This window comes from Paenibacillus sp. PastM-3 (assembly GCF_029893965.1).
GTDB lineage: Bacteria > Bacillota > Bacilli > Paenibacillales > Paenibacillaceae > Paenibacillus_AQ.
The window spans coordinates 99,656-116,939 of record NZ_JARXXP010000018.1 but is presented as its reverse complement, the minus strand read 5'-3'; the positions used below and the strand labels follow the sequence as shown (position 1 = coordinate 116,939).

The window sequence follows — 17,284 nt, the reverse complement described above, 5'->3', positions numbered from 1 at the left end:
TTTTCCTGAAAGTTAGCTGAAAATTAGCGAAATCTAGGACTATATTCCCTTGCATTATCGTAACCTTATTGTAACCTTTTTGTAACTTTTGAGGCGGAAGTCTGATAAAAATAGGTCCGCCTAAAATACCCAATACAGGGTTATTTAGGGTAGAACGTATGAAGTTACCGTATTATTATCCAGGAATTTACATGGTGCATGCTGAAGTTCACACTGGAGTTCACACTGAAAACATACTTATAGCCATACTCGTATCCATAGGGGAGACATGCTGAATCGATGCTGAAATACACAGACTCGCCGAGACCCATGCCGCAAATAACCTCCGCCCTACTACTATGCAGCCATCCAGCATATCTGTTATGGAAAGATTGCTTTAGCCGCTGCTGCTGAGGCCAAACCAAGTGGAAAAAAGCCATCTAATTCTCCGTCAAACCCTGTTGCCCGGAATTTAATTGGAAAAACGACACTTAATTTCAGCGAAAACACCTCCAGAACGATAAATCGTCCGAATAGATGCTGTTTTTCCACCTAATAGCTGTAAAAGCCTTGGAATACCGAAAATAAATAGCAAAAATCCAACTAAACCTCAAAGGCTCTTTCCTTCAGCCAGTGATATCTTGTATTATGCCGCTCACAAGCCTCCCCGTCCGCCCGGATAAAACAACGCAAAAAAACGGCATTCCTCTACGGAACAGCCGTTTCTTACATTCGTTTCTTACATTAAAGTATATTCAAGCTGAATTCGTTTACTCCTGGGAAGCCGCCTTCACCACCGAAGCACGCTGGATCAGCTGCGTCGACAGCAGAACATGCTCCGGCGTAATCTCGGGATTCTCGATTCTGCGCAATAGCACCTGGACTGCCCGGATACCGATATCGGCTTTGGGAACACGGACGGTGGTCAGCTTGGGCTGCATCATTTCACACAAAGTCAGATCATCAAAGCCGACCACCGATACATCATCAGGACAGCGCAGCCCAAGGCGATCCATCACACTCAACACCTCGAAGGCGGTTAGATCATTGGCACAAAACAGGGAAGTGAGCGGCGTGCTGCCGGTAAGCTCCTTCTCCAGACTGTCCGGCAGCTCGGAGGATACGTACATTCCTGTTCCGCTGACACCGATTCCCGGAATAACGGCTCCCTGGGCAGGCTCTGACTGTTTTCGCGTAAAGTCTTCAATAGCCTCATGAAATCCACGGTGTCTCTCCCGGAAACTCCATGAAGTATTTTTGTCGCCGACAAATCCCAGCCGCCGGTGGCCGTTCTCCAATAAATGCGTGGTAGCACGATAAGCACCGAGATAGTTGTTGGCCAGAATATGGTCAATCGTCGGGTCCATCAGATTAGCATCCAGCATGACAAACGGAAAATGATTATCCTTCAGCAGCTCTATGTAGCTTTCCGGCAGATGTCCCATGACAATGGCCCCGTCTACCTTTTTCTCCAGAATGCTTGTCGGCAGTGCCTCCTTGGAGGTGAGAGTCAGGTCAATGCTGGAGAGGATCATGCTGAACTTATGCTGATTAAGCTCTGATTCAATCCCCTGGAGCACCTTGCCCCAGTATTCAATATCATCCAGATAAGCACGGGGCATCAGCACCGCGATATTGCCGGTCTGAGCCGCAGAAAATTTCATTCGGGCCAGCTTGACGCGGTAGCCCATCTCCTCGGCCTTCTTCCAAATGTTCTCTTTGGTCAGATCGTTAACGCTGGGATCATTGGATAGCGCTTTGGATACCAGAGCTTTGGAAACGTTCAGTTCGTCGGCAATTACCTGCAACGTAACTTTTTTCATATGAAGCATATCCCACTTTCCGGAGAGTTATTAGTTCGTTAGCTTAAAGTTATTCTGTTATGTATAGCATAGCGCTTTATTAAACAAATTTCAACATTAGCTGAACTAAATATTAATTTTTAATAAAAATATAAAAACAGAGCAGACACCCGCAGGCATCCGCTCTGAAATAAGCATATCTCTTATTAATTATTTCTTCATTAAAAGGTAGATAAGCTGCACACTTTCCGCACGGGAAGCATTCTCCTTGGGAAGGAAGGAACCGCCGGTATTTCCGGTTACTATTCCTGCGGCAGTCAGCCGGGCAACAGCATCTGCAGCCCATCCGGAAATCGCCGCACTGTCTTTGTAGGAAACGGCTGAAGGGATGCTTGATTCAACGGCCGAACCGCTCATCCGCATGGCCCGTTCCGCCATCACAGCCATTTCCTCTCTGGAAATCAAAGCATCCGGGTCAAATTGGCCGCTGCTCCGGCCCTGCACAATTCCGCGTTCAACGGCTGCCGCTACATAAGAGGCATACCAGGAATCGGCGGAGACGTCCGCGAAACCGGAAGACGGTTGCGCCGTCCAGCCATAGGCTCTGACCAGCATCGCCACAAATTCAGCCCGGGTCACAGCACGCTGTGGACCAAACAGCAAATCTCCAGTCCCGTTTACTACGTGCTTGGCGCTTAAGGCTGTTATGGCCTGATAAGCCCAATGCGCAGCTGATACATCGCTGTAGGATTTACGGTATTCGAGCACAGCATATTTGCTGAAATGCTGCAAATCTGCAATAATGGCAGCTGCTCCGGCACGGCCGCCGGTGTACTCTGCAACTCCATCCTCATTGATGTAGTAAATGCCCAGTAACTCACGGTTCACATTATTTCCTATTGGAAGCTCTACTTGAACCGGCTGATTAAACCGGCTCAGACTGTGTCTGCTGCCATCCGCAGCTTGAACCGCCAGACTGAAGTCATACATCAGCCCCGTAGCGTTCAGCTGCACACCATTCACCGGTACCAGTGCCGGAATTGCCGAACTGTCTATGGAGAATGTAATGGTTGCGCCAGTCCACGCCTTTGGTTCCAGCGTTTGTGTAAGCTGGCTGAGCACCGCCTGAGGCAGCGTAAGCTTCACGCCCGGCGTAACAATCTGCACAGCTCTGCCATCAAGCAGATCCGCCAGCTCTGCCGGCAGTACTGCTCCCTGATCGCTGCCCTCAATAACAATCGGCGCTGTCCCGTTCACGGCCGCAGCAATCCTGCGGGTTAGTTCCTCCAGGCTATGGGACAGAGGCCCTGCAGTTGGCGCCGCACTGGAAGAAGGCATTGGTGCTGTAGGGGTTCCTCCCGGCAGTGCAGGCGGTTCCGGTGACGGCGATGACGTTGCTTCCGGCGCTGGCGTTCCCTCTGGTGTTGCCGTCGCTCCCGGCGTAGGTGTTGCTGTCGGCTTCACTGTCGGTGTCGCCGTTGCCGTTGCCACCGGTGTTGCTGTCGGTGTCGCCGTTGCCGTAGGCGTTGCTGTCGGCTCCGGTGTCGGCGTCATTGTCGGTGTCGGCGTCGGTTCCCCGCCGCCCGGCAGATCGCCAGTGCGGACCAGCTCGGTATCCTCAACAGCGAGCCAGTTGCCGCCGAGATCCTTGGAGTGGAAGCCCGCCACTACCTTCCCGTCTTTCACTTCAATGCCCGGAATCCTCATATAGGACCAGGTACCCGTGCCTGTCGGAATCGCAGCCTTCAGCGTTGCACCACCTGCTGTAGCAGTCATCTCCACAACCTGCTGCCCGCCCTTGGATTTAGTCCAGGCCCGCAGCTCATAAATACCGGCCGGAAGATCCGCTGCCTCCTGGGAAGTGGTTACTTCATAGGCACCGGCATTCCAGTGCACGAGCCGGTAAGGGCCCGTCCGGACATCTGTTGCTTCCAGCTTGACTGTGCCGTCCGTAACGTCCGCACCCGCCGCATTCTTATGCGTCCATTGCTGCGGAAGGAGCGGCCAGGCAGCAGCATCAATCACTTCATCATAGCTTGGATTCAGCAGATAATTATGCAATGCAGGCTGCGTACCGTCTTCGGTATACGGATTGTTTGCTACATCCACCTCAACTGTGTGGCTGTCAGTCTGCACGGCTGTGCCATTATACAGCTCGATGGAGGCTGTAATTTCACGCGTCCCGTTCGCCAGCTTCGAAGTTGAGTAAGACCATGTGCCGTCGCTTTTCACAGGGGCATAGAATACCTGCTTCCCGGCGTGGATGGCAATATACTCTGCTCCTGCTGCACTACCATGGATCGTATACGGCAGGGCAGTAATCTCCTTGTCCGTCTTATCCATCGTTACACTACCGCTCTGCAGCCGGCTGGTGAAATCCGCACCATTAATATCATCAATGTACATCGTACCCGATGAGGCAACAGATTCAGCAGATGCACCAAGATAGAAAGACACCGTCGAAATATTATGTCTGGTATCAGGACGGGCCGTCTGGTCACTGCTGTACCAGCTCGGGTAGCGGAAGTCATCAAAAGGAACATACATGATCCGCGGCTCCGTCCCTTTAACAACCGCCTTGGTCTCCCAGAACTTTCCGCCGGCATCGGAGAACTGGATCGCCAGCTCATTGTTCGAGCCGTCCGGCTGGAGCCAGAAGCTGAAGCCGTCATAGCCTTCAAGGTTCAGGAAGTCGGGGCTGAAGCTGCCGCCGGCATAACCCGGACCGGAGAAGTTATAATCAATCTTCAGGCCATAGCCGCCTTCCGATTTATGCCCGGCATCAAGCGAAACCTCGAACGCGCCTCCCCCGGTATTGCGGGCAAAAGCTTTTTGCAGCAAGGCGTTGTACCCGCCGTAGCCTTCGAAATTGTCCAGCTTGGCCGCATTGGCGAACCGGATATCATCCACCGTTACCGAACCGGCCGCAGGAGAACCGTCTGCCCGCTCAATAATCATCGAGAAATGAACGATGTCACTCCAGTCCGCTTCACCCTGTCCCGCACTGCGTCTGATTTCTACTGTTCTGCCCTCCGTACCACTAACCGGCACTTCGGCATCCCATACCTTGCCGTCCTGTGCAGTCAGCCGGAAAATAAGCTTGGCCGCTGAACCGTCGCCCTTTACCCAGGCATGCAGGGCATCGAACGCTGACAGATCAGCATGCTCCAGTACTCTTCCAGTCCCCGCAGAGCCATACTGCCCGAAGTCATAGGACAATTTAACCCCATAGCTTCCGTCATTTTTATTGGCTGTATCCAGTGACAGCGAAAGTTCACCTGCCCCCGGCAGAGCCGTGTAGCGGGCGGCAATATTGCTGTCCAAACCGTAATCATATTCCCCATCCTCCATAACATTAACCGGAGGCTTATCGGTCAGCGGGATACTGTTCGCACCGTAGCCGATCTCCGCAAGCGCGATGCCCGGCGCTGCTCCGGCGGCAGAGGCCGGATAGACGGCCTTGATATAACGCGTTGAAGCCGGGACGGCAAAGTCGGTGTAGATCACTTTTTTCCAGTCATCAGACACCGGGCTTTCATTGACTGCAGGCAATACTGCGGTATAAGTCTCACCATCTATAGAAGCATAGAAGCTCAGACGTTCTCCCGTATTTGCATAGGTAGTGAACCGGTAAGCATTCACATCACCGCTCACTCCATATACAACCGAGCCTTCACCGGTGCCGCTCTTGACCAGCACAGCCTTATTCTCCGTATCAGCCGAGCCTTCCTTCAGTGTCAGGCTGCCTGACTTCACCGGAGCACTGTCGAATGTGCTGTCCACTACAAAGCCGTTCTTTTGCAGCACCGGCAGTGCTTTATAGCCGCTTCCGTCATAGTGATACGTCAGCTGCACCTTATCGAGCTGAACCGTATTGCTGCCGGGAATACGGAATTTAACAAACCGGATACCGGCCGGCAGCTGATCTGCGGTGTACCTGCCTCCGGACAGCGAAGGCTGAATTTCCTTATAGGTAACGCCATCCTCCGAAATAAACCAACCGATGCTTCCGCTTCCTGCGGCCAAAAGACTGATGCTGTTCAGCGGCACAGGGGAGCCGTACACCAGAAAGCCCGGTGCTGCCGTTGAGACATAAGCCTTGTAGCCGATTCCCAGCTCATTGCCGTCCGGCGAGCTGGTCAGCACATTGGAGGAGCTGTCATACGTGTATACCTTTCGTTTCTCCGTATCGTTATAGAGCAGGCTCAGCTCATCCGTGATCACATGCTGCGCAGAGGTGGTCACAATATTGGACCAATCCGATACCCCCGACTCGTTCACGCCGCGGACCCGGTACGAATACGTAACTCCGCTAAGCGCCTGCTCATCATGGAAGGCTGGCGTACCCGCCCGGCCGCCGTCCGAAAAATCACTGGTTACCGTGATCCAGTTCTGGCCGTCCTCAGAGCGCTGCACCTCATATCCTGAGGCCCCGACTGAGCCCTGCCAGCGGATGTCCGCGACCGAAGTAACCGGGAACAGGACCGGCGGATTAGCCGGAGCCGGAATGGCCGGCACAGCCGAAGTCTTCCCTTTATCGTTTTCCTTCATATAATAAGCGTATTTGTATACTGTACGGATAATGGCAGTTTCACTGTAATAATCACTGGAGGAGAAGCCCGGCCAGTGATAGGAGGCCCAGTTGCCCGGGTTCTCATCATGCCAGAAGAACCCGCCGTCCTCCTTATGCGGACGCAGCGACCAGATCATGATACCGCTGCTGCCATTCTGCAGCGCCGCATTAAACAGCGCCTCTACCGGAGCCTGAGTCGTATAAAGGCCGAATTCACCAAGAATGTACGGCTTCTTGCCCTTGGCCATCTCCCGGTCGGCATTAATTTTATCAATGAAGTTGCCGGTATAGAAATGGTTGCCGACGATGTCGATATTGGCATCAGTCAGCGAATCCGCATGTACGGCGAACCGTCCGTCAAGCAGCAGCTGGGACGGCTGCTCCTCTTCCTTAATGTAACGGGCGATTTCGGTGGTCCAGGACTGCGGGAATTTCTCCTGGTTGTAGCCCCCGAGCTCATTACCCGTTTCCCAGGCGAGAATCGCTTTGTCTTCCTTGTAAGGCACACCTGTGATGGTATTGACCCGGTTCATCATATAATGGATGACCTGCTTGAAATCCGAAATGACCAGCGGATCGGTGTAGAATTTCCAGGCATCCTCGTCACTGGCCGCTTCGCCGCTGATCGTGCCCGGATAACGGAAGTTTACATAGCTTTCGATGCCGCCTTCCCACTGCCATTGATCCACAAACGGAATGATCAGCCGCACACCGTACTGGTTAGCCAGTGCCAGCAGATTATCCAGCTTGCGGAACCCGGCTTCGTTAAACTGCATCACGCCGTTCTCATCCGGCCCGAGCACCAGCGCATAGCTGGCATTCGCATTATCATACCGTTTGACCGGAGGAATGTAGGTACGGGTCACCTGACCGCCCATCTCAGAGAGTGTGCGGATCGCATCCTCCTGGGAGAAGTCCGGATCACGCATGCCGCCCGGATAGTTCATTGAAGCGAACCGGAAGAGCTGATCACCGTCCATGAGCTGGTCTCCGTCTACCGTAACAAAATGCTCGAACACCGAATCCTGCACACCGGCCGCACCAACCCTGACCGGCTCACTCTGCACCGGACTGCCGAATTTACCCGTAGCGTCGACCGGCGTCACTTCGAATTTGATATAGGCCTTGCTGTGCGAACGCTGCAGCACCAGCTCTTTGGCTGCTGCACCGTCAATCGGCAGATATGGACCATCTTCCGTGCTGCTCAGCAGCCAGCGGTAAACCGAACTTCCCTCCGGAGAACCGGAGACACTGCTGTATTGATAGCTGCCGGTCAGCGTTCTGCCGATCTCCGGTGTTCCTTCAATTACAGGCCGGCCTGCCGTAATGCCTTCATCCTTTCCGAGAATGGCAGCGAGCTTATCCGCCAGCTTCACATGGGCGCTCTCGTTCGGATGGGTGCCGTCGATATAATCTGCATCCGAGAGCCAGCCTGTTGTATCAATATAATGTACCTTGCTGTCGCCGGCTGCCTGGCGGGCATTTACAGCAGCCAGGGTTTCTGCTGCATACACTCCGTTGAACAGGCGCTGCGCATAAAGCTCAGCATTCGGGTACTTGCCGCGGATTCCGGCCAGAAACTCCGTGTATGCCGACTGATACATATCTGAGGGCACATTGAAATTCTTATCATTTGTTCCCACATTGATTACGACCATGTCCGGCTCGGGGCCGGAGAAGTCATACGCTGTATCGTCGCCGGAATCCGCATTTTTCAGCTTGAAAAACTGCTTGCTGAGTCCTGCTTTATTGGCAATATAGCTGCCGCCGGACCACTGGTCCACCAGCCCCATACCGGACTGGGCAATCTGCGTATGCTCGTAGCCGAGCTTTTCTGCCGCCAGCCAGCCATAGTCGGACAAAGCCTGCTTGGGCAGCAGGTAGCCTGCAATAATGGAAGCGCCCGTGAATTCAATCGTCTTCGCTCCCACCGGCGGAGCAGCTACGGAAGCGCCTTCATCAATGATCAGCCCTTTGAAGGTCAGAGACTGATCCGTATAGGGAGTAGCTATCATAAGCGTATGCGTCCCCGGAGACAACGGAACCGGCGTCAGATCAACCGTACCGTTCACACCGGTATAGCGCTGCTCAACCCCATCAATCCGTGCATAGAAGCTCACACTGGAACCGACGTTCAGCTTGACTGTTGTTCCGGTAAAGTTAACCTTGAAATAAGTACCTCCCCAGGAGGTTGAATAAGCAGAGGCATCACGGGTATCCCACCGCCCGAAATAACGGATGCTCGGATCATCCGGCAATATATTGGCCATTTCAGACTCTCCACTCTTTACTTTCTCCAGTACTACTTCATCAAAGTATACCGTACCCGTAGCTTTCAGCACAACCCGGATGGATGTATGATTACCACTGTTAAAAGAAGTAGTGTATGCTTTCCAGTCCCCGCTGGCGTCCGTCGCCGTCAGATCCTGGATGGCCGTGTTGGAGCTGTCAGCCGAGGCAACCCGGTACTGCAGGATAGCTGCTGCATTCTCCGTTTTGGCATAGAAGCTTAAACGGTAGTCCGTACCCGCCTCCACTGCAAGCGGGAGCTGCCGCACATAAGGATAGCTGCTGTCACCCTGAATCTTCAGTGAGTAGCTTCCGCTTTTGTAGACATCGCCCGTTACGGTCGTTCTGGTTTCACTTCCCGACTCCCACGGCGCGAGCTTTCCGCTCTCAAAGTCTCCGTTTACAATCAGATTGCTGTCCGCTGCCCCAGCAGCCTGCACACGGTTATCCTGCAATGGCACTACCAGACTGGCCAGCATAGAGACAATCATCAGCATGGTTATCCCACGCTGAATGAATGTCTTACCCGAACGATGATTCATAGTCCGCCTCCTCCTTCTATTAAAAAGCCTCCGACTCTATTACATCCGAATATGGCCCTTCTGCCCCGCTCATGCTCAGCGCTTTGATGCGGTAATAGGCTTTCGCTGTTTTGACCCTGACCGGATCCAGCCAGCCCCCGCCGTAATTGGACGGACTCCGCTCAATCAGAGTTGTCCACGGTCCCTCCGGACCTTCTGTTGCTTTTTCCAGCGTATAATAGGCTCCTCCGGCAACACCTCTGAAGCAGATTCTGCCTTCCGCTGCACCCAGCAGCACAGGTGCGTCTCTAACCTCCGTCTCCGGAGCCTCTTCTCCCCTCATCCGGTACGCATGAGCGCGCAGCGACTGAATACGCTCCAGATGTTCGGAATTGTAGCCGCTGCCCGGGTAGTGGGCCGTAAAGCCGTCATAATGCTGGACATAACCGCCGTGATCATTATGGCCGAACAGCGACCAGAAGCAGGTACCTGATACAGCTGCATTGCGTTCTCCCTCGTCCAGAAAAGCCTGCAGCTCCCCGTAGGACCAGCCATACTCGCCTGCAATGAACACTTTACCCGCGCCGTTTACCTGCGCCGCATCCGCCGCCAGCTCCCCGCCATCCGCCGGATAATAATGCACATCCATAATATCCAGCTCCGGAATGTCCAGTTTGTCTGAATCAACCTCGAACTGCTTCCCGTGACTGACAAGGTGGTTAGGATCAAGCTCCTTGATAAAGCGGCAGATGTCCCTCACCCACTCCGCGGGCGCATGATTCAGCTCATTCCCGAGCTCCCAGGCCATAATGGCCGGGTCATCCTTGTAGACCACACCGCTAATCGTATTGGTCCGGTTCAGCACCTGGCCGATGTACCATTTGTAATCCGAGATCACATCAGCATCAGTGTAAAAAGCGTTCTCGTCGTCAATGCCCCGCCATCCGGTAAACGTGGACTTGCCGCCGTGATAATAACTCCAGTTGCAGACGAACGGGATAATCACCCGTAGCCCGCGCTTAGCGATCTCATTGAGTGCAAAGTCAACTTTGACAAAAGCCTCCTCATTCAGCTCCCGCAGCCGCGGCATCAATGATTTGGGATGGCCTGCAGACACGCCGAGCGTATGCGATCTCAGGGCATTCGCCCCCATCATCACCGCCGTATCCAGCGCATTGGTCACCCTGAACGAAGTGGGCCAGTCAATGCCGCCGACATTCTCATCCAGCCCCAGCCAATAGATGTTGGGCCCGGCGAACCGGTACAGCTCCTCTCCAATAAAAAGCCTGCTTCCCTTCCTTCTGACAAAATTAGTTTCTCCCATCGCTGCTCATTCCTTATCTCTGTAAATTAGTTGTGTTCTAAAGCTGCCTGATAGACCTGCGGCGGATTAGCCTGATGGTCAATCCGCCGCAGCAATCATGTTATTTATTTCCTTCTGCCCTGCTTACTTCGCTACATCCTTCTTGGCCTTGGCCCAGGCTTTATTGTATTTGTCCAGGACGCTCTGCGGATCTTTGGCGAGCACGAATTCCTGTACCATGGCTTCCTTGGTAATCTGGGCTTTGTTCACTACATCGGTAACCTGAGGTTCATCCGGCACAGCTTCCAGCGTAACAGGGTTAAAGCTGTTGAATTCCTGCAGCTGCGGTACGGCTGGTTCCTTATCCTTAATAACAGGAATGAAGCCGCCAAACTCATCGAAACCAGACTCTTCAAGCATCCATTTTACAAAAGCTTTGGCCGTTTCCAGATGCTTGCTGTCCTTGTTGACCCCGTAAGCCCAGTCAGGCGCCAGCGTTACGTTAACTTTGCCGGAGTTGTCATACGGAAGCGGGAAGAAGCCGACATTGTCAGAGGTTGTTCCGCTGGAAGCGACCTGCGGGATGGCCCAGTTCCCGATCATAAACATGGCGAATTTGCCGCTGGCTACATCCTTTTTGGACTGCTCCCAGTTCGTAGAGTTCACATCCGGCTCCAGGTAGCCCTTCTCATGCATGGTACGGAGGATGCTCATCCCCTGGCCGTAGGCGTTATCCATCTGGAACGGCTCATCGCTGTTGATGCGCTCGTTGTTCAGATTGGCGTTGCCGGCAATGCTCGTCGGGATTTCAGAGGCCCACGGATACAGCGGCCACTGATCCTTGAAGTTGGAGGCCAGCGGCACAACCCCGTTTGCCTTCAGCTTTTCGCTGGCAGCGTAGAATTCATCCAGTGTCTTCGGCAGCTCGGTGATTCCGGCATCGGCGAAGGCTTTTTTGTTATAGACAATGCCCGTTGTTGTTGCGCCGACAGAAATGCCGTACAGCTTGCCTTCATAGGACTTGAAATCCTTAAAGTAGATCTTATCGGTCAAGCCCAGATCGTCCAGCGGGGCAAAATAATTCGGCAGATCAGAGTTTGGAATCGTCGGAATCAGCACAACATCGGGGAAGTCTCCGGAGGACATGCGGATCTTAGTGGTTTTGTCCAGATCGGTAATCGCTTCGAACTGAATCTCGGCATTCGGATATTTCTCTTTAAACCGTTTGGCGTAATCATCGTATTCCTTGCCGATCATATCCGTCCGGTTCGTCAGGAACGTAATGGTTCCGCTGATATCCTGGTTAGCAGCTTCGTCCCCGGAAGCATTTGAGGCCGCCGGTGCCTCACTTGCCGGCGCCGTGTTGCTGCCTGTATTACCTGCCGTGTTGCCGGCATTGTTATTATTGCCGCAAGCAGCAAGCAGAACAGAGGCCATAATCATACTTACAAGAGCGGTTGAGCTTTTTTTCATTTTAAATCCCCCTTGAATGATGTTATCGCTTACAAACCGAATATTAACATTATTTAATTTTATATTCAACAGTTTATTTTAAATATATTAAACAATTATAAATTAAGTATAATTTTGTTTCTGAAACAGCAGCCGCACCGCCATCCTGCAGCGGCCGCAGCTGTCCTGGATCAGCAGGCCCTACCGCAAATTACGCTCAATCAGCGCAGAGCGCTGCTGCACACAAGCATGGGAACGCATGGCGTCTTCAGGGGTGTTTCGGACGTAATCCGCCAGTCTGTCAACTGTAGTCGTTGCCACATGGCAGCGCGTATCCGAGGAAGCATAATACAGGAACAATTCTCCGTTTTCAGTGGCAACCATACCGTTGCTGAACACGACATTGGACACATCCCCGATGCGCTCCTCTCCTTCAGGAGCCAGCAGATGCCCGCCGGGACGGTACGTCTGCACCCAAGGCTTGTCCAGATCTGTCATAAAGGCGTACAGGACATAACGCAGTCCGGCAGCCGTATTGCGTACACCGTGGGCAACATGCAGCCAGCCGTCCGCTGTTTTGATCGGAGCCGGTCCCTGCCCGTTCTTCACTTCCTTAATCGTGTGGTAGGCCCGTTCATCCACAATAATCTCTTCCTCCACTACCGCAGGATTCATCGATTCCGCCAGTCCCCAGCCGATTCCGCCGCCGGAGCCCGTATCAATGAAGCCGTCCTGCGGACGGGTGTAGAAGGCATATTTGCCGTCTACGAATTCCGGATGCAGCACAACATTGCGCTGCTGCGCCGATCGGGTCTGCAGATCCGGCAGCCGCTCCCAGGTCTTCAAATCCGTGGTGCGCACAATCCCGCACTGCGCAACCGCGCTCGACAGATCGCCTGCAGGTGCAGCCGGGTCCTTGCGTTCCGTGCAGAACAGCCCGTAGATGAACCCGTCCTCATGCTTGACCAGCCGCATATCATAGACATTCACATCCGGATCGGACGTTTCCGGCAGCTGGACCGGGTAATCCCAAAAAGTAAACCCGTCTACGCCGCTGTCACTCTCAGCCACCGCAAAAAACGATTTCCGGTCCGCCCCCTCCACCCGGGCAACAAGATAAAACTTCCCGTCCAGATGGATCGCGCCCGGATTAAACACACAATTCACGCCCAGACGCTCCATAAAATACGGATTAGTCTCCGGATTCAGGTCATAACGCCAGGACAGCGGGATATGGCGGCTGGTCAGCACCGGCTGCTCATACCGTTCATAAATGCCGTTTTCCGAGAAAAGCGGCTCATTTTTCCGTAGGGTAACCTCCTCATAGCGTGCTTTTACCTGTTCATACCGCTGCTCAAAAATAGAAGAATTCATCTGCTTAATCCCCTTTCAAAGGTTTCAAAATGTTTATCCCTTAACCGCCCCGTTGGTTACACCGGCAAAGATGTAGCGCTGCAGGAACAGATACAGCAGAACCGTCGGGATCATGATGATCAGAATCGTGGCACAAATATAGCTCCACTGGGCCTGATTGTTGCTGGCAAACCGCATGATGGAGGTCGAGACCATCACCAGCTTTTGCTTGGGCATATAAAGGAAAGGAATATAGAGCTCGTTGTAAATATTGATCGTCTTCAGAATAACCAGTGTTACTGTAGCCGGACTGAGCAGCGGGAAAATAATCGACAGATAAATCCGGAACAGGCTGGCCCCGTCAATCATGGCGCTCTCGTCAAGCTCCTCGGGAATATTGCGGATAAACTGCAGGTAGATTGTAATCTGCAGCACGTCCGCTCCAACAAACAGCAGAATCGGCGCGAACAGCGTGTTGAACACACCCAGCGACTGAATCAGCGAGAAGATGACTACCTGGGTTGTAATGGTCGGAATGATGCTGGCAAACAGGAACAGCCCGAGAATCAATCCCTTTCCTTTAAAAGCAATTCGGGCCAGCGCGTAAGAGACCATGGTGCCGAAGAGGATATTTCCCAGCAGGGCTACCGCAATAACCAGGAACGTGTTGCCGAAAGCCTGCAGAATATTGGCCTGGTCGATGACAATCCGGAAATTCTCAAAGTTCAAAAAGCTGGCCGGCAGCGCAAACGGGCTGGAGCTCTCATCCGGTCCCTTGAAGGCGTTGAGCACGACAACATACGGCGGAAACAGCACAACCAGGCTGGCAATGCCCAGCATCACGTATTTGAGCCATTGCACGGGATCGGTTTTTCTGTTCGTTATCATCAGGCATCCCCCTTGCGTTTTAGCGCGAAATTCTGTACCAGCAGGATCACTACGGTCAGAATCAGCAGCACAATGCTCATGGCCGAGGCCAGACCATAATTATTGAAAGTAAACGCCGTCTCCGTCGTCTTCAGCAGGAAGGTCTCACTGGAGCCGACAGGCCCGCCTTTGGTGAGTACAAACGGCAGATCGAACACTGCCAGGGCACCGCTTAAGGTCAGGAACATATTCAGCTGAATAACCTGGGTCAGGCTCGGCAGCGTCAGATACCACAGGGACTGGAACCGGTTCGCGCCGTCGATGGTAGCAGCTTCGTACATATCACCGGGAATCGACTGCAGCGCGCCGAGATAAATGATCATCGTATAGCCCATGTACCTCCAGAAGCTGACCGAGGCCAGTGAAAAGTTAACGAGCGAGGTGTCCCCGAGCCAGCTGTGCTGCAGAGAAGACAGGCCGGCCATGCCGAGCAGCGCATTCAGGGAGCCGTTATTGGTGTCAAAAACATACTGGAACATAAAAGCGACCGCCACACCGTTCATAATATAAGGAACGAACAGCAGCACCCGGAACAGATTGCGTCCCTTAATCCGCGAATTCAGAATAACGGCGAACAGGATCGCCACGATATTCTGCAGCACCCCGCCGAGCACATAAGGGATCTGGTGAATAAACACCCCGAACAAATCCGGATTGGTGAAGACCTCCCTGTAGTTGTCCAGCCCGAGGAAATTAACTGTCTTGCTGATCCCGTCCCAGTCCGTAAAGCTGAGGTATAGCAGCCTGACCGCCGGATAATAAGTAAACAGCCCCAGCAAGCCAAGCGGTACAAACAGAAAAGTGATCAATATAAGAATCCGTTGTCTGTTATAGGAGCTCCCCATCTGCCGCACCGTCCTTCCCGTTGTTCAATATCCAAAAGCCCATGTCCAATCCCCCTGGTTCACTTGTTATCGCTTACAGTAGGATTTTATCATGTTGAATTTATTTCTTCAACTATTAATTAAACTTTATTCAAAAAATATTAAAAATGTTTAAATGGCGCTTACTTCAACATCCTTTAATTTCCTGTAGAAACACAAAAAAGCATCTGCTCCGTAGTGGAATAGATGCTTTTGGCCTGTACATTAGTTTGCGGACTGTTCCTGAATCAGCTTGCCCTCCTGGTCATATCTGCGGATATGGGTTACCAGCTCCTCAAGGTTCACCCAGGCTATCCCTGCTTTTTGATCGGCGGCACCGTATGACATGATTAATTCGCCGTCCATCACAATCCCCCCGGTCGTGAACAGGCAAGGCGTCGGGTAATCGGCAGGCATCTCCCATTCTCTTTCTGCAAACATAAGCCTGTCCGGACAACGGTGGCGCAGCACCGGAAAATCATCCTCCTGCTCCTCCACGATCATGAAGGATTGCGTATAGCCGAATTCGACATTCTTTTTCCCGTGATAAGGCACCAGCCATTCCCGCTCCCCGATCTGAACAGGCGGCCAGCTCGCCCCTACGCGGTGTTCTTCCCAATCAAAGATTGGAGAAGCAAGCAGACGATGCTCCGCTTCAGGTGAGGCAAAATCGTCAATGCGATCAGCCGCAGCAAGGTAAATCGAAGGCTTCTGCACCCGCTCCCCTTCCGGGAACGGCAGAACATTCATCGGCCTGTGTAGCATTACATATTTGGATTCGCCGCTGATGCTCATTTTGTCCGGAAACAGAAAGACATCACGGTTATCGCTGACCTGCCCCTCCGTTAACGGACCGATATAATGAAAGGCCTCCTCATAGCTTCCGCTCTTCAGCTTGTCCAAGTCCAGCTTATACAGCACGGTTACTGTGTCATTGGAGCGGGCTGTTTGGATAAAAGGGTCCTCATCATCTGCATCGGCAATCCAGTCCGGCACATACTCATACCGCGTCTCCACCGGCGGGTTCTGGTCACTAAGCCAGTACGGCCCCGGAGGAAAAATCCGGCAGGCAACGGTTACATAAAGCTCCCCTTCAACCGGAAAAATCCGCGGGTCCTCAATGCAGCCGTTCGCATAATTCCGGACCCTGTTTCCATTAATATCGGTAGTGTACAGCTCGTGCTCCTCATAGCCTAACGCCGGCGCGAGGGCTGGTCTGCTAAAGTCGGCATCCCAGGTCTCGCCGCGGTCGCTGCTTTTGGCATAACCCAGAAAAATCGGATACGGATCATGACAGCCTGCTCGCTTCTTCTGCGGCCAGGGGCCTGTCGCCCGGAACAGCATATGGATATCGTCTGAATCGGGGTCTTTGACGATCGCCGGATTCAGCACCATTTTGTCCGCCCAGGCGCAGCCGGGAACCGGCTCCAGGACAGGGTGATCCAGATAACGGAATTGCGGATTCATAAGTTCCTCCTTAATAAAGCTGAGAATCGCCTTCATGCTGAGCGCTTCACTTTTCCTGCTTCGCACTCACGACCTCACTTTATCACAGAGTAAACAACCATTCAATTATTTTCAACAAATTAATTAAACATTTTTATATTATAGTTGAACATACTTGAAACATTTTTATAGTGGGGCGGAATGGTGTTCCTCTCGATTCTCATCAGCGACAGAAAAGCGACTAGCCGGATACCGTGAGCTTTCAACGCGTCAATAAAAGGATACAAATCCTCCGGTTTCCCCAGATGCGGTGGGCGCATCAGAAAGACCCGCTCCACCCCTTCAAGCGCCGAAACAAACGTTTCCCGTTAATTGAAAAAGCACGCTTTCATTTATTGCACAATATCTTCGTACTGCGCATTACTACCTTTTAATAATGAAACCTACCTTTGGAATAATTCGTATTAATTTCTATATTTTATTGGGGGTGGTCATTATGAACCAAGAAAACTTAACTTGTAAAGCTTGTGGAAGTAATACCTTTGCTAAAGGTGAAATTAAGAATGGATACGGCAACGTAATGCCAATCGGTAAACCTTTTACTTTCGGATCCCCGGTTATATATACATTTTGTAAAAAGTGCGGAGAAGTAGTCTCAATTAAAATTGCAAAGCCCGAGAAATTTTGAGCCCACATAACGGGCTCTTTTTAGAATTCACTAATGAGCAGTTTGCGTCAAATGCGACTTAAAACCACCACTTATCTTTTTCAACTAA

9 protein-coding genes are annotated in these 17,284 nt (G+C 52.4%); 1 reads left to right on the top strand and 8 read right to left on the bottom strand.

Annotated elements, in window-relative coordinates:
- Positions 1 to 749 precede the first annotated feature (749 nt).
- From M2108_RS22260 to M2108_RS22225, 8 genes are all read right to left on the bottom strand, one after another.
- Positions 750 to 1,802, bottom strand: coding sequence for a LacI family DNA-binding transcriptional regulator (locus tag M2108_RS22260; protein WP_277471543.1), 1,053 nt, complete (start codon positions 1,800 to 1,802; stop codon positions 750 to 752).
- 189 nt (positions 1,803 to 1,991) lie between these two features.
- A complete protein-coding gene (locus M2108_RS22255) occupies positions 1,992 to 9,185 on the bottom strand; it encodes an S-layer homology domain-containing protein (RefSeq protein ID WP_277471542.1) in 7,194 nt (2,397 codons plus the stop codon).
- 19 nt (positions 9,186 to 9,204) lie between these two features.
- Positions 9,205 to 10,488, bottom strand: a complete 1,284-nt coding sequence (locus tag M2108_RS22250; protein WP_277471541.1) for a glycoside hydrolase 5 family protein — start codon at positions 10,486 to 10,488, stop codon at positions 9,205 to 9,207.
- Between the two features lie 123 nt (positions 10,489 to 10,611).
- Positions 10,612 to 11,940 (bottom strand): ABC transporter substrate-binding protein, encoded by a 1,329-nt coding sequence (locus tag M2108_RS22245; RefSeq protein WP_277471540.1) that lies wholly within the window; start codon positions 11,938 to 11,940, stop codon positions 10,612 to 10,614.
- 180 nt (positions 11,941 to 12,120) lie between these two features.
- Positions 12,121 to 13,293, bottom strand: a complete 1,173-nt coding sequence (locus tag M2108_RS22240) for a glycoside hydrolase family 130 protein (RefSeq protein ID WP_277471539.1) — start codon at positions 13,291 to 13,293, stop codon at positions 12,121 to 12,123.
- A 33-nt stretch (positions 13,294 to 13,326) separates the two neighbouring features.
- Complete coding sequence (locus tag M2108_RS22235) at positions 13,327 to 14,160, bottom strand: carbohydrate ABC transporter permease (RefSeq protein WP_277471538.1); 834 nt, start codon at positions 14,158 to 14,160, stop codon at positions 13,327 to 13,329.
- Positions 14,160 to 15,044 (bottom strand): carbohydrate ABC transporter permease, encoded by an 885-nt coding sequence (locus M2108_RS22230; protein WP_277471537.1) that lies wholly within the window; start codon positions 15,042 to 15,044, stop codon positions 14,160 to 14,162. Before M2108_RS22230 ends, M2108_RS22235 begins: the two co-directional genes overlap by 1 nt.
- Before the next feature lie 243 nt (positions 15,045 to 15,287).
- Positions 15,288 to 16,595, bottom strand: coding sequence for a glycoside hydrolase family 130 protein (locus M2108_RS22225; protein WP_277471536.1), 1,308 nt, complete (start codon positions 16,593 to 16,595; stop codon positions 15,288 to 15,290).
- A gap of 409 nt (positions 16,596 to 17,004) precedes the next feature.
- Here M2108_RS22225 and M2108_RS22220 point away from each other — a divergent pair, with 409 nt between their 5' ends.
- Complete coding sequence (locus M2108_RS22220) at positions 17,005 to 17,196, top strand: hypothetical protein (protein WP_277471535.1); 192 nt, start codon at positions 17,005 to 17,007, stop codon at positions 17,194 to 17,196.
- Positions 17,197 to 17,284: the final 88 nt, after the last annotated feature.